Source organism: Pseudomonas sp. LBUM1678 (assembly GCF_059695575.1).
This window is the reverse complement of the sequence record NZ_CP166775.1, coordinates 5,814,254-5,828,068: the sequence shown is the minus strand read 5'-3', so window position 1 is coordinate 5,828,068 and position 13,815 is coordinate 5,814,254. Positions and strand designations below refer to the sequence as shown.

At 59.1% G+C, this 13,815-nt stretch carries 12 protein-coding genes and 4 tRNA genes; 8 read left to right on the top strand and 8 right to left on the bottom strand.

The features are described 5' to 3' along the window. Positions 1 to 2: 2 nt before the first annotated feature. From ACA070_RS26495 to ACA070_RS26485, 3 genes are all read right to left on the bottom strand, one after another. Positions 3 to 1,592: a sensor histidine kinase gene (locus tag ACA070_RS26495; RefSeq protein ID WP_497452026.1), complete on the bottom strand. Its 1,590-nt coding sequence runs from the start codon at positions 1,590 to 1,592 to the stop codon at positions 3 to 5. Then, positions 1,582 to 1,815, bottom strand: a complete 234-nt coding sequence (locus ACA070_RS26490) for a PP0621 family protein (protein WP_497448947.1) — start codon at positions 1,813 to 1,815, stop codon at positions 1,582 to 1,584. Before ACA070_RS26490 ends, ACA070_RS26495 begins: the two co-directional genes overlap by 11 nt. 113 nt (positions 1,816 to 1,928) lie before the next feature. Next, positions 1,929 to 2,951 carry an outer membrane protein assembly factor BamD gene (locus ACA070_RS26485; protein WP_497448946.1) on the bottom strand — a complete coding sequence of 341 codons (1,023 nt, stop codon included), beginning with the start codon at positions 2,949 to 2,951 and terminating at the stop codon, positions 1,929 to 1,931. Between the two features lie 151 nt (positions 2,952 to 3,102). On the opposite strand from ACA070_RS26485, the gene rluD reads away from it, so the two are divergent. The 8 genes from rluD to ACA070_RS26445 all read left to right on the top strand — a co-directional run bounded on the left by rluD (position 3,103) and on the right by ACA070_RS26445 (position 9,987). Further along, on the top strand, positions 3,103 to 4,065 hold the full coding sequence (rluD, locus tag ACA070_RS26480) for a 23S rRNA pseudouridine(1911/1915/1917) synthase RluD (protein ID WP_007942311.1): 963 nt from the start codon (positions 3,103 to 3,105) through the stop codon (positions 4,063 to 4,065). Next, a complete protein-coding gene (pgeF, locus tag ACA070_RS26475) occupies positions 4,062 to 4,787 on the top strand; it encodes a peptidoglycan editing factor PgeF (protein WP_497448945.1) in 726 nt (241 codons plus the stop codon). The genes rluD and pgeF overlap by 4 nt, the downstream gene beginning before the upstream one ends. A gap of 130 nt (positions 4,788 to 4,917) precedes the next feature. Further along, positions 4,918 to 7,482, top strand: a complete 2,565-nt coding sequence (gene clpB / locus ACA070_RS26470; protein ID WP_497448944.1) for an ATP-dependent chaperone ClpB — start codon at positions 4,918 to 4,920, stop codon at positions 7,480 to 7,482. Between the two features lie 298 nt (positions 7,483 to 7,780). Then, positions 7,781 to 7,856, top strand: a tRNA-Asn gene (locus tag ACA070_RS26465). 9 nt (positions 7,857 to 7,865) lie between these two features. Further along, a tRNA-Pro gene (locus ACA070_RS26460) sits at positions 7,866 to 7,942 on the top strand. Between the two features lie 5 nt (positions 7,943 to 7,947). Beyond that, positions 7,948 to 8,023: transfer RNA gene (locus tag ACA070_RS26455), tRNA-Lys, on the top strand. Between the two features lie 96 nt (positions 8,024 to 8,119). After that, positions 8,120 to 8,196, top strand: a tRNA-Pro gene (locus tag ACA070_RS26450). A gap of 165 nt (positions 8,197 to 8,361) precedes the next feature. Next, positions 8,362 to 9,987 carry a methyl-accepting chemotaxis protein gene (locus ACA070_RS26445; RefSeq protein ID WP_497448943.1) on the top strand — a complete coding sequence of 542 codons (1,626 nt, stop codon included), beginning with the start codon at positions 8,362 to 8,364 and terminating at the stop codon, positions 9,985 to 9,987. Positions 9,988 to 10,048: 61 nt separating this feature from the next. On the opposite strand, the gene ACA070_RS26440 is transcribed toward ACA070_RS26445, so the two are convergent. The 5 genes from ACA070_RS26440 to ACA070_RS26420 form a co-directional block, all read right to left on the bottom strand. Further along, complete coding sequence (locus tag ACA070_RS26440) at positions 10,049 to 10,447, bottom strand: HvfA family oxazolone/thioamide-modified RiPP metallophore (RefSeq protein WP_134422320.1); 399 nt, start codon at positions 10,445 to 10,447, stop codon at positions 10,049 to 10,051. 385 nt (positions 10,448 to 10,832) lie between these two features. Then, positions 10,833 to 12,131, bottom strand: a complete 1,299-nt coding sequence (locus ACA070_RS26435) for an NAD(P)/FAD-dependent oxidoreductase (protein ID WP_497448942.1) — start codon at positions 12,129 to 12,131, stop codon at positions 10,833 to 10,835. A gap of 60 nt (positions 12,132 to 12,191) precedes the next feature. After that, on the bottom strand, positions 12,192 to 12,365 hold the full coding sequence (locus ACA070_RS26430; RefSeq protein ID WP_008028730.1) for a DUF3094 domain-containing protein: 174 nt from the start codon (positions 12,363 to 12,365) through the stop codon (positions 12,192 to 12,194). A 52-nt stretch (positions 12,366 to 12,417) separates the two neighbouring features. After that, on the bottom strand, positions 12,418 to 12,945 hold the full coding sequence (locus ACA070_RS26425) for an MOSC domain-containing protein (protein WP_497448941.1): 528 nt from the start codon (positions 12,943 to 12,945) through the stop codon (positions 12,418 to 12,420). Then, positions 12,942 to 13,568: a DUF1780 domain-containing protein gene (locus ACA070_RS26420; protein ID WP_109634930.1), complete on the bottom strand. Its 627-nt coding sequence runs from the start codon at positions 13,566 to 13,568 to the stop codon at positions 12,942 to 12,944. The genes ACA070_RS26425 and ACA070_RS26420 overlap by 4 nt, the downstream gene beginning before the upstream one ends. Positions 13,569 to 13,815 lie beyond the last annotated feature (247 nt).

Genomic DNA, 13,815 nt, shown 5'->3' with positions numbered 1-13,815 from the left:
GTTCAACTTTGTTTCCGTCCGTGAGCAAAAGTGATGCGAAAGCAGCCGCCGCCTTGGCGTGGTTTGAAGTCTAGGCGGGCCTGGTTGCTTTCGCACAGCTCACGGGACAGATAAAGCCCCAGGCCTGTGCCCTGGCTACTGGTGGTGAAGAAGGGTTCGAATAAATGCGTCTGTTGGTCCAGCGCCACGCCGGGGCCGTTGTCCAGGACTTCGAGGGTCGCCAACTGGCTGTCGGGGTCGACAAACAACTCGAGCCAGACCTGTGCCAGGTCGTGATTCAGGGCGCTATGGCGCCAGGCATTGCGCAACAGATTGTCGAGAATCTGGGTCAGTTGATTGGGGTCCATCAGGGTTTTGAAGTCCCCCGAGCCGATGCGCAGGTGAATCTGCTGGCGCTCGGTCGCCCCTTCGCGGGTTTCTGCGACGAAGTGCTCCAGCCACGGCTTCAGATCGAGCCGTTGCGGCACGGTTTGCTGACGGCGGGACAGTTGCAGGACGTTTTCGATAACCCGATTCATTCGTTGAGAGTGGTCTTGGATAATCTGGGTCAGACGCCGATCCGCGCCGTTCAGTTCCTCGGATTCCTGCAATAGCTGCGCGGCATGACTAATGGCGCCCAGTGGATTACGGATTTCATGGGAGATACCGGCCGTCAGTCGACCGAGTGCGGCGAGTTTCAGTTGCTGCGCTTGTTGAGCGATCTGGGCCAGGTCCTCGAGAAACACCAGAGTCTGGTGATTCGGGCTTTGGTCCAGGGTAATGAAGCTGGGTTGCAGTTCCAGGCCACTGCTGGCGATTTTCAGGCTTTGCGGGCGCAGCGACGGATTGTTCAACCACAGTTGAAGGCGTTCGACCAATGTCGGCGAATAATCGTCGATCAACCGACCGTCGAGGTTTTTCTGCCCCAGCAAAATCAAGGCGCTGTGATTGGCCAGTTGCACCCGCCGCTGATCGTCCAACACCAGAATGCCCGTACGCATGCGATGCAGGATCAACGCGTTGAGCGCTTCCAGGCCAACCACTTCACTGGCCCGCTGTTGGGCGAGGCTTTCGCTGACTTCCAGGCGCCTGATCAGGCCTTGCACCAGTAACGCCGCGGCAAAACACAGCGCGCCGAGGGTGCCGACTTGCAGGTAATCGCTGGGACTGATCGGGTGACTAAAGCTCAGGAGGAAACTGAAGCCGACGATGCCAAGGGCGGCGACTGCCGCTATCAACAGGCCGATACGCCCGCGCAACAAGGTGTTGCTGATGGCCACGGACACGATCAGCAGGTTGCCGATGGCGCTGGCCACACCGCCAGCAGCGTAGAACAGGCCGCACAGCAGCAGGACGTCGATCAATGCGAGGCTGAAAAGCTGCGCCGGCCGTCGGGTGTTCTCCCAGAAGACCACCAGCAAGATATTCAGCACCAGGTACAACCAGCTGCCACTGCGCAGCAGGTCGTCCTTGGCGAAGGCCAGCAACTGGTTGTCCATGTTGCTGGAGATCAACAGCACCAGGGTGATGCCGACGCTTAAACGGTAGAGATGATAAAGGCGCAGCAGGCGCAGGGCCTGTTTACCGCCGGGACTGGACGTCTCAGCGATCACTTGAGCCTGGGCCTTGCTCAAGGTGAGCCTGGCTGCAATACCACTGTTGTTGAAGGCTCAGCGCGCGGTCGCGGGGCAGGTGAACGCCGCAATGAGCACAGCGGACCATGGGCGCCGCATCCAGTTCGGCGGAGGATTTTGGAACGGAAGTCGAAGCCTTGTACTTGCGCCAGAACCAAACCGCAGCGGCAATCAGGGCAATCCAGAACAATAAACGAAGCATGGTGAGCGGCTTTATTAGCTAATGATCAGGCAGTTTAGCCAAGGACCTGACCCGCGCACAGCGCAATAAAAAAGGGAGACTCAAGAGTCTCCCTTTTTGCACAACCCGATGTGTCAGTCGAACACGCCGAAGGTCATGTAGCTGAACCACGAACGGTCGCTGTTGTTGCCTTCCGCTTCGTGTTCCTCTTCTTCGATCACGTCGCCATCTGCATCTTTAGGCTTGAGATCGTTCGGAATCGCGTCCTTGGCATCCTGGAATTGCTTCTGCACGTCCTGGTTGGCGCGGGTTTCGCCTGGCGGCAGCGGCGGACGGGATTCGATCAGGCCCAAAGTAGCCTTGCTCAGCCACGAACGGTTGTCGGCTTCGTCGACCGAAGGCTTGAACTGACCGTCCACCAGGGTTGGGTGGTTCGGGTAGTTGAGCTTCAGGGTTTCGAGGCTGGTGGCTGCCAGGTCGTCCAGGTGCAGACGCTGGTAGGCTTCGGTCATCACCGCCAGGCCGTCACCGACCGAAGGGGTTTCCTGGAAGTTTTCCACCACGTAACGACCACGGTTCGCGGCGGCGACATAGGCCTGACGGGTCAGGTAGTAGTCGGCAACGTGAATCTCGTAGGCCGCCAGCAGGTTGCGCAGGTAGATCATGCGCTGCTTGGCGTCCGGCGAGTAGCGGCTGTTCGGGAAGCGGCTGGTCAGCTGGGCGAACTCGTTGTACGAGTCGCGGGCAGCACCCGGGTCACGCTTGGTCATGTCCAACGGCAGGAAGCGCGACAGCAGGCCGACGTCCTGGTCGAAGGAGGTCAGACCCTTGAGGTAATACGCGTAGTCCACGTTCGGATGCTGTGGGTGCAAACGAATGAAACGCTCGGCAGCAGACTTGGCAGCTTCAGGCTCGGTGTTCTTGTAGTTGGCGTAGATGAGCTCGAGTTGAGCCTGATCGGCGTAGCGACCGAACGGATAACGCGACTCCAGCGCCTTCAGCTTGGCTGTGGCGGCGGTGTAGCTATTGTTGTCCAGATCGTGCTGAGCCTGCTGGTACAGCTCGACTTCGCTCAGGTTTTCGTCTACGACTTCCTTCGATGAGCAAGCAGCGGTCAATGCGAGGATGGCGATCAGCAGCAGGTGTTTCACTTGCATGGCGGCTTGCGTCCCTATGACGGCCGCTGTCTTGGGCGGGGCCGTCCTGTTATGATGAGCGCCCCGTTGAATAGCCTCGGGGCAAAAGACGCCGTATTTAACCACAAGCGCGCAGCCGAAACCAAAGGCTGTGCCGACGCCTAGTCTGAGCATGTCCGATAAAATTGAACTTCGCGCAGAGGTGCCGTCCGAATTGGGCGGCCAACGCCTCGATCAAGTCGCCGCACAATTATTCGCTGAGCACTCGCGCTCGCGCCTTTCCGCCTGGATCAAAGACGGCCGCCTGACTGTGGATGGGGCGGTTATCCGCCCGCGAGACATCGTTCATGGTGGCGCCATTCTTGAGCTGACTGCCGAGCAGGAAGCTCAGGGCGAATGGATCGCTCAAGACATCGAGCTGGACATCGTCTATGAAGACGACGACATCCTGGTGATCAACAAACCTGCGGGCCTGGTGGTGCATCCTGCCGCCGGTCACGCGGATGGCACCTTGCTCAACGCCTTGCTGCACCACGTGCCGGACATTATCAATGTGCCCCGCGCCGGTATCGTGCATCGCCTGGACAAGGACACCACCGGTCTGATGGTGGTGGCCAAGACCATTCAGGCGCAGACACAGCTTGTCACGCAATTGCAGAGCCGCAGCGTAAGCCGGATCTACGAATGCATCGTGATCGGTGTGGTGACTGCCGGCGGCAAGATCAACGCGCCGATCGGTCGTCACGGCCAGCAACGCCAGCGCATGGCTGTGATGGAAGGTGGCAAGCAAGCCGTCAGCCATTACCGCGTGCTCGAGCGTTTCCGCTCCCACACTCACGTGCGGGTGAAGCTGGAAACCGGTCGTACGCACCAGATTCGTGTGCACATGGCTCACATCAACTACCCGCTGGTCGGAGATCCTGCCTACGGCGGTCGCTTCCGCATTCCGCCGGCAGCCAGTGTGACCATGGTCGAATCGTTGAAGGCGTTCCCGCGTCAGGCGCTGCATGCGCGGTTCCTGGAGCTGGATCATCCGACCACCGGTAAACGCATGAGCTGGGAATCGCCGCTGCCGGACGACTTCGTCTGGTTGCTGACCCTGCTCAAGCAAGACCGTGAGGCGTTCATCGGATGAGTGACTGGCTGATTCCCGACTGGCCTGCGCCTGCCGGGGTGAAAGCCTGTGTGACCACCCGTGCGGGCGGCGTCAGTCTGGCGCCGTTCGACAGCCTCAACCTCGGCGATCACGTCGACGACAGCCCCGAAGCTGTTGCCGAAAACCGCCGTCGCCTCACCGATCACTTCTCTATGCAACCAGCCTGGTTAAAGCAGGTTCACGGCATTGCCGTGGCTCATGCTGACCCAAGCCTGGTCGTCACCGCTGACGCCAGCTGGACGGCAACCCCCGGGATTGCCTGCGCGGCAATGACCGCCGATTGCCTGCCAGCCTTGTTTTGCGACCGTGCCGGTACTCGCGTTGCGGCGGCCCATGCCGGATGGCGTGGATTGGCGGCGGGTGTACTCGAAGCCACCCTCGACAGTCTCGATGTGCCGCCAGAAGAAGTGCTGGTGTGGCTCGGCCCGGCCATTGGCCCGCAAGCCTTTGAAGTCGGCCCCGAAGTGCGCGAGACCTTCGTCGAGCAACTGCCCGAAGCGGCCAAAGCCTTTGTGCCAAGTGCAAATGCCGGCAAGTTCATGGCTGATATCTACGAGCTGGCGCGTCTACGTCTGGCCGCTCGCGGTGTCACCGCTGTTTATGGTGGCGGTTTCTGCACCGTGACCGATCCTCGCTTCTTTTCTTACCGCCGCAGTCCTCGCACCGGTCGGTTTGCCTCCCTGATCTGGCTTGAAAGCTAGACTTCTCTGATCTGCATCAACTGATCGACGCTTGAAACTCCCAGAATCGACCGCATCTATAACGGTATCTGGCAGGTTTCTTCATTCAGGATGTTTTATAGGTCCGGCCTGCTCAAAAGGAAGGTGACCCATGCGTATAGATCGTTTAACCAGCAAATTGCAGTTAGCTCTATCCGACGCCCAATCGCTGGCCGTCGGCCTTGACCACCCCGGCATTGAGCCGGCGCACTTGATGCAGGCCATGCTTGAACAGCAGAGTGGTTCGATCAAACCCCTGTTGATGCAGGTCGGTTTCGACGTCAACAGCTTGCGTAAAGAGCTGACCAAAGAGCTCGACCAGCTACCGAAAATCCAGAACCCGACCGGCGACGTGAACATGTCGCAGGACTTGGCGCGCCTGCTCAACCAGGCCGATCGCCTGGCCCAGCAGAAGGGCGATCAGTTCATCTCCAGCGAATTGGTGCTGCTCGCCGCGATGGACGAGAACAGCAAGCTCGGTAAATTGCTGCTCGGCCAGGGTGTCAGCAAAAAAGCCCTGGAAAACGCCATCAACAACCTGCGCGGTGGTGAGGCCGTCAACGACGCCAACCACGAAGAGTCGCGCCAGGCGCTGGATAAATACACCGTCGACCTGACCAAGCGTGCCGAAGAAGGCAAGCTCGATCCGGTGATCGGCCGTGACGACGAAATTCGCCGAACCATTCAGGTCCTGCAACGCCGCACCAAGAATAACCCGGTGCTGATCGGTGAACCTGGCGTAGGTAAAACCGCCATTGCCGAAGGCTTGGCCCAGCGCATCATCAACGGTGAAGTGCCGGATGGTCTCAAGGGCAAGCGCCTGTTGTCCCTGGACATGGGGTCGCTGATTGCCGGTGCCAAGTACCGCGGTGAGTTCGAAGAGCGCTTGAAGTCGCTGCTCAATGAGCTGTCGAAGCAGGAAGGGCAGATCATTCTGTTCATCGACGAACTGCACACCATGGTCGGCGCTGGTAAAGGCGAAGGCTCGATGGATGCGGGCAACATGCTCAAACCTGCGTTGGCTCGCGGCGAGCTGCACTGCGTTGGCGCGACTACGCTCAACGAGTACCGCCAATATATAGAGAAGGATGCGGCCCTCGAACGTCGCTTCCAGAAAGTCCTGGTGGACGAGCCGAGCGAAGAAGACACCATCGCGATTCTGCGTGGCCTCAAAGAGCGTTATGAGGTTCACCACAAAGTGGCGATCACCGACGGCGCCATCATCGCCGCGGCCAAGCTCAGCCATCGCTACATCACAGACCGTCAATTGCCGGACAAGGCCATCGACCTGATCGACGAAGCGGCCAGCCGTATCCGCATGGAAATCGACTCCAAGCCGGAAGTGCTGGATCGTCTGGAGCGCCGTCTGATTCAGCTGAAGGTGGAATCCCAGGCGCTGAAGAAAGAAAGCGACGAAGCTGCGATCAAACGCCTGGAAAAACTCCAGGAAGAAATCGTTCGTCTTGAGCGTGAATACTCGGACCTCGAAGAAATCTGGAACTCGGAAAAAGCCGAAGTCCAGGGTTCTGCGCAGATCCAGCAGAAAATCGAACAGTCCCGTCAGGAACTGGAAGCCGCACGCCGTAAAGGCGACCTGAACCGCATGGCCGAGTTGCAATACGGGGTCATCCCGGATCTGGAACGCAGCCTGCAAATGGTCGATCAGCACGGCAAAAGCGAGAACCAGTTACTGCGCAGCAAGGTGACTGAGGAAGAAATCGCCGAAGTCGTCTCGAAGTGGACCGGCATTCCTGTGTCGAAAATGCTCGAAGGCGAGCGCGACAAGCTGATGAAGATGGAAAGCCTGTTACACCAACGCGTGATCGGCCAGGACGAAGCGGTGATCGCGGTTTCCAACGCGGTGCGGCGTTCCCGGGCCGGGTTGTCCGACCCGAATCGCCCGAGCGGTTCGTTCATGTTCCTCGGCCCGACCGGTGTCGGTAAAACCGAGCTGTGCAAGGCGCTGGCCGAATTCCTCTTTGATACCGAAGAGGCAATGGTACGGATCGACATGTCCGAGTTCATGGAGAAACATTCCGTGGCCCGACTGATCGGCGCGCCACCAGGCTACGTGGGCTATGAAGAGGGCGGTTACCTGACCGAGGCGGTGCGTCGCAAGCCTTACTCGGTGATCCTCCTGGACGAGGTCGAGAAGGCCCACCCGGATGTGTTCAACATCTTGCTGCAAGTGCTGGAAGATGGTCGCTTGACCGACAGCCATGGCCGTACGGTGGATTTCAAGAACACCGTGATCGTCATGACCTCCAACCTGGGCTCGGTGCAGATCCAGGAACTGGTCGGTGATCGCGAGGCGCAACGAGCGGCGGTGATGGATGCGATTTCCACGCACTTCCGGCCGGAGTTCATCAACCGGGTCGACGAAGTGGTGATCTTCGAGCCATTGGCGCGGGATCAGATCGCGGGCATTACCGAGATCCAGTTGGGTCGTCTGCGCAGTCGCCTGACTGAGCGCGAGCTGAAACTGGAGCTCAGCCCAGAGGCCATGGACAAGCTGATCGCGGTGGGTTACGACCCGGTGTACGGCGCACGGCCGCTCAAACGAGCGATTCAGCGCTGGATCGAGAACCCGCTGGCGCAGCTGATTCTGTCCGGTCGTTTCATGCCCGGCGACACGGCTGTCGGCACGGTGGAAAACGACGAAATCGTATTTGCCTGACCCGCAACTGCAGTGAAATAAACAAGGCCTCGCATCGCGAGGCCTTTTTTTCTTCAGGTTGTTGAACTGAAAGGAAAAGGCTTGTAAAGTGCGCCCCGCAGTAAGTCACCCGGAAGGGTTTCTGCTCCCCAAGCAGAAATCTGAAATAAGTTGCAAATCATTAACTTGAATGCAATTTAAGGGGTTGACAGAGGTGCTTAAGATTGTAGAATAGCGCGCCTCAGACACACGAACGCAGCGATGCGAACGGGTCGAAGAGGTGAAGCAAGCTTCACAGTTGTAAATTGAAATATGTAGTTCCGTGATAGCTCAGTCGGTAGAGCAAATGACTGTTAATCATTGGGTCCCAGGTTCGAGTCCTGGTCACGGAGCCAATTTCAAACCGGGGTATAGCGCAGTCCGGTAGCGCGCCTGCTTTGGGAGCAGGATGTCAGGAGTTCGAATCCCCTTACCCCGACCATTTTTGGGTCGTTAGCTCAGTTGGTAGAGCAGTTGGCTTTTAACCAATTGGTCGTAGGTTCGAATCCCACACGACCCACCATTTTTGAAACCAGTTAACGCTGGGATCAGATCTTAAGATCAGAGGCCAAAAGCACTGATCGAAGAAGGCGACTTGTGAAGGTCGCCTTTTTTTTACCGGGGTATAGCGCAGTCCGGTAGCGCGCCTGCTTTGGGAGCAGGATGTCAGGAGTTCGAATCCCCTTACCCCGACCATATTAAAAATCCTCGTATCGAAAGATACGGGGATTTTTTTGTCTTCGATTTTTTGTCTTCGAAAATAACACTTCAGTCATCGTACAACTTGCCGATAACGAGGCGACGGGGTACTGCCGAAACAACGCCCCTTTTCCAGGCCACTACAAGAATAGGGCGTTCGTTATGTTACTTCGTCAGTTGAATATTGCTCCTCGGGCCGCCTTGGGGTTTGCCCTGATTGCTGTGTTGGTCGCCTTGCTCGGGATTTTCGCTCTGGGGCAGATGTCGAGCATTCGCGACAGCGAGGTGGCCGTGGAGAAACAATGGCTGCCGAGTATCCGCGGCGGTGACGAGATCCGCGAGATCATGCTGCGCATCCGCACCATTTCCCTGCGCATGGCCCTCGACCAGGACCCGAAGAACATTCCTGTGTATCGCGGCCAGATGGACACCCGCGACAAAGAGCTGAGCGAAAAGATTGCAGCCTACGACCAGTTGGTCAACACCGTCGAAGGCAAGGCGTTGTATGACCAGTTCAAAACCACCTTCGCTGCGTATCGCGCCGGCATCTCCCAATCGTTCTCCCTGGCCGAACAGGGACGCCGTGACGAACTGACCAAGCTGCTGCTGATAGACATGAAAACCGTGGTCGATGGCTCCGGTAAACAGCTCAATGACCTGGCGGACCTGTTCGCCAAGCAGGTCGCCGCCGAAAGCCAGAAATCCGAAGCCCACTACGAAACATCGAGAATGATCGTCAGCCTGTTCATCGCATTGGCAGCGCTGGCCACCGTTGGCCTTGCTATGTTGCTCACGCGCAGCATCGTCAAACCCCTGGGCGAAGCCTTGCACGCCGCAGAAAACGTAGCCCGAGGCGATCTGACTCGCCCCATCGAAACCCATGGCAACGACGAAGTCAGCCGCTTGCTCAAGGCCCTCGCGACTATGCAGCAGAACCTGCGGGAAACCCTGCAAGGTATCAGCGGGTCGGCGGCGCAATTGGCCACGGCAGCGGATGAGCTGAACGCGGTCACGCTCGACAGCACGCAGAACCTGCAACAACAGAACAACGAAATCGAACAAGCCGCCACCGCCGTCACTGAAATGACCACCGCAGTGGAGGAGGTTGCGCGCAACGCGGTGTCGACCTCCGACGCCACGCGCCAGTCCAGTGAGTCCGCACACGTTGGCCAGGATCGCGTCAGCGAAACGGTCACCGCCATCGGCGCACTCGCCAGCGATGTGCAGATTACCGGCGGGTTGGTGCAATCCCTGGCCAACCAGTCGCAGGACATCGGCAAGGTGCTGGATGTGATTCGGGCGATTGCCGAGCAAACCAACCTGCTGGCGCTCAACGCGGCCATCGAAGCAGCGCGGGCCGGGGAAAGCGGTCGAGGTTTTGCGGTGGTGGCCGACGAAGTACGTGCGCTGGCGTATCGCACGCAGCAATCGACCCAGGAAATCGAGCAAATGGTGCAGGGCATGCGCAGTGGCTCAACCCAGGCGCTGGAGTCCATGCAGGCGAGCTCGACCCGCGCAGCCAGCACCTTGGCCCTGGCCGAGCGTGCGGGCGAGGCGTTGCAGACCATCACGGCGTCGGTCCACCAGATTCACGAACGAAACCTGGTGATCGCCAGCGCGGCTGAAGAACAGGCGCAAGTGGCGCGGGAAGTTGATCGCAACCTGGTGAACATCCGCGACCTGTCGGTGCGCTCCGCTGCCGGTGCTGATCAGACCAGCGCCTCCAGCCATGAACTTTCGCAGCTGGCCAATTCGTTGCGCACCATGGTGCAGCGCTTCCAGGTGTAAATCCGCCAGACGAAAAAAACCGCGCCTCCCGAAGGAAAAGCGCGGTTTTGTTCTTGAAGGCTTAGGCGCCGTCTTGGTCTTTCAGGTGCTCGAACAGGCCTTTTGGCATTTTTTTGCCGTTGGCTTCGAAGTTGGCTTTCACGTTGTCGTAAGCCTCTTGCTCATCGATGAAGCCGTCATGGTTGGTGTCGATCTTGTCGAAGTTGGACTTCGGCGCGACTTTCTGGAATTCGGCGCGGGAGACTTTGCCGTCGCCATCGGTATCGGTTTTCGCCATCGACGCATCGCCACACTTGCCTTCGCCACACTTGCCTTCAGGGGTTTTCACCACTTGTTCAGCCGAGGCCAGCAGGTAGCCCTGAGTCAATGGCTGCGAAGCGAATACGGAACCGGACAACATCATGCCACCCGCCAGAACAGCGCCGAGCAGACCAATAGTGTTTTTGGTAGTACGGGACATTTCAATACTCCTGGGTTGCACGACACAACCGTTCGATAAAGGACGCCACGTGAGTGCGGCGATAACCGTAGCGGGCGAGTTGCCTTGCTCGGATGTGGCCATTTAAAGGGCGGGGTGTATCGCTACTGTGTCGCGCAAGGGGGGAGTTTGTAAGCGAAGGGGAGAATTCGTGGCGGGAGATACAGTGAGACACAGAAGTGAAGACCGAGGCGCCTGCATCGCGGGCAAGCCACGCTCCCACAGGTTATGTGTCGGACTCGGATTTCATGGTCAACATATAACCTGTGGGAGCGAGGCTGCTCGCGATGGCGGTGTGTCAGGCGACATTAATGTCGACTGTACTGACGCTATCGCGAGCAGGCTCGCTCCCACAGGGGATGCGATTTTAGTGCAGCTTCAGCCGCGGCTCGGTACCCCGCCCGATCTTGCTGCCCAGCATCAGCATCGCCGTGCGAAACGCGCCATACAGCGCCATCTGGTGCATGCGATACAGCGACACGTAAAACATCCGCGCCAGCCAACCCTCCAGCATCACGCTGCCGGTCAGGTTGCCCATCAAGTTACCCACAGCCGAAAAACGCGACAGCGAGATCAGCGAGCCGTAGTCGGTGTATTTGTATTCCGGCAAGGCCTTGCCTTCGATCCGCAGTTTCAGCGATTTGGCCAGCAACGAAGCCTGCTGATGCGCTGCCTGCGCGCGCGGCGGCACGTTGCGATCGGTGCCCGGTTGCGGGCACGCCGCGCAGTCACCGAAGGCGAAGATGTTTTCGTCGCGGGTGGTTTGCAGGGTCGGCAGCACTTGCAGTTGGTTGATGCGGTTGGTTTCCAGGCCATCGATGTCCTTGAGGAAACCCGGCGCACGAATGCCGGCGGCCCAGACTTTCAGGCTCGCGTTGATCACTTTTCCGTCGGCGGTGATCAAACTGTCGGCGGTCACTTCGCTGACCGCCGAGTTGGTCATGACGTTGACCCCGAGTTTCTCCAGGGTTTTATGCACAGGCCCGCCGATGCGTTCCGGCAGGGCTGGCAGCACCCGGGGGCCGGCTTCGATCAGGGTGATGTGCATGTTTTCCGGTTTGATCCGGTCAAGACCATAGGCCGCCAGCTCATGCGCGGCGTTGTGCAGTTCAGCGGCCAGCTCAACCCCGGTGGCACCCGCGCCGACGATGGCGACGCTGATCTGCTCGACCTTGTCGGTCTGTCCGGCATGGGCGCGCAGGTAGTGATTGAGCAATTGCTGATGGAAACGCTCGGCCTGTTTGCGGGTGTCGAGGAACAGGCAATGCTGCGCCGCGCCCTGAGTGCCGAAATCGTTGGTGGTGCTGCCGACGGCAATCACCAGCGAGTCGTAAGCCACTTCACGCGCCGGGACCAGTTCCAGGCCGGCTTCGTCATAGGTGGCGGCCAGCTGGATTTTCTTCTGTGCGCGATCGAGCCCGCTCATGCGCCCCAGCTGGAACTCGAAGTGGTTCCATTTCGCTTGGGCAACATAGTTGAGTTCGTCTTCGGAAGAGTTCAGCGACCCGGCTGCCACTTCGTGCAACAACGGCTTCCAGATGTGGGTCAGGTTCGCGTCGACCAGCATCACACTGGCCGTGCCACGTTTGCCCAGAGTCTTACCCAGACGGGTAGCCAACTCCAGACCGCCGGCGCCGCCGCCAACGATGACAATACGATGAGTCATAGGGATATCTCGCAAGGCTAAAAGAAATCGGTGCAGTCAACCGAGCGAGCGCGAAGCAGCTCATAGCGTCAGGTAACTGATAAATCGGCTCAACAGGCCTAAACCAATGGTCACTGCCAACACCACCACCAGGAGCATCCACGGCCGGAAAGGCCGGCGCTCGACTCGGTGCTGGGACAGGTGCAGGTACTCTTCGACATGCTTCTGGTCGTCGGGGTTCAGGCGGCTGGTCATATTGGGCCTCGTCAGGTAGACGTTGCTGAATGTGTAGAAGCTACAGGCTGATTTAACGAACGTTGAACGGAGCATAGCCGCTGGCTGGAACAGGCTCGACGCTCACCGTATCGTCCAGGCGAATGATTCCACCTTGTAACACTCGGGCCGTGATTCCGCCATGTCCGCGAACGGCCTGAAACGTCCCGGGGCCGAGGTTGTTTTGCAGGCGTGCGCATGGCTGGCACCAGCCGGTAGTTTCGAAAATCGCCTGGCCGATGCGGAAGCGACGACCCTTGAGGCTGAACAGGTTGATACCGCTGATAACAAGGTTGCGCCGCAAATCATTAGGCAAGACCGGTTTATCGTCCGCGCGGCCCATCAGCGAACTGATCACCGCCAGATGCTCCCATTGAATCAACGTCACCTGCCGCGCATTACGCACACCGGGGCGGGCTCGATCGCCGGTCAGGCCGGCTTCAAGTCGCGCCTCCACGGCGTCCAGTTCGATCATCGGCACATGGGGTTCCGGGCGCACGCCGATCCAGCGCACGCGGCCCTTTTGCGGAACTTCGGCGATTAATTCCTGCAACGGGCTCACAGGCTGATCCCGACGTCGAAGACGATGCTGCGGCCCAGGTTGTTGCGCAGGAAGTCCGGAGCGTCCGGGTGGGCGAACAGCACCCGTGCGAACGTCGGGCCGACCAGCGACAACGAACGCCAGCCCTGACGCAAGTATTCGGTCGGTGGCGGAAAATGGCTGTTGAGGTCCAGCACCTCACGCTTGAGGCTGGCGAACGCGATGATGTCGAGTTCCCCCAGGTCCATGCCGCGTTCTTTGTAGTTGTGCGCTTTTTTACGCAAGGTCGGCGCCAGTCTCAGCAGAAACTCGTTGGCCGGAATGCGCCGGGGCTTGGCTTCACGACGCACGAGCTGGCTCAGGGAAAACGCGCTGCGCCGGCGTTGCAGCTCATCGCGCCATTCGTCGTTGAGGCGCCGGCCTTCGTCGAGGACGAAGAACACCTCGAAACTGGCGTCACGAAACAGCACGTCCGGCGGCTCCCCTGCGGGGGCGAACTCGTCGGCGCGATAGGGAATGTTCAGGCCTTGCAGCAGGCGTTGGCAGACCCAACGCTCACGCTCCCATTTGCGGGCATTGGACAAGAACGCGTTGGCTTGCTCGGCCGCGATGGTCAGCAGGCGTAAATAATCTGAGTCATCCATAGGCCCAAGCTTAGCGTTCAAATGCGATCGCAAAGAAGTCAGTTTATCGGAGAAGGTCAGATCTGCCGGATCTGCGGCGCGCCAAGCCCGCGCCAATTCTCATCCCGCGCCCGGTTCAGGGCAACGCACAAAACGGATAGCGATCTGCGCAAAGCGGATATTGCGCCGTGCCTGGCGCCTCTACCCTCGGCTGTACGGACGTTCGCCGCGTTACCGACGCTCTAAAAAAACAACAACAAGAGATAAA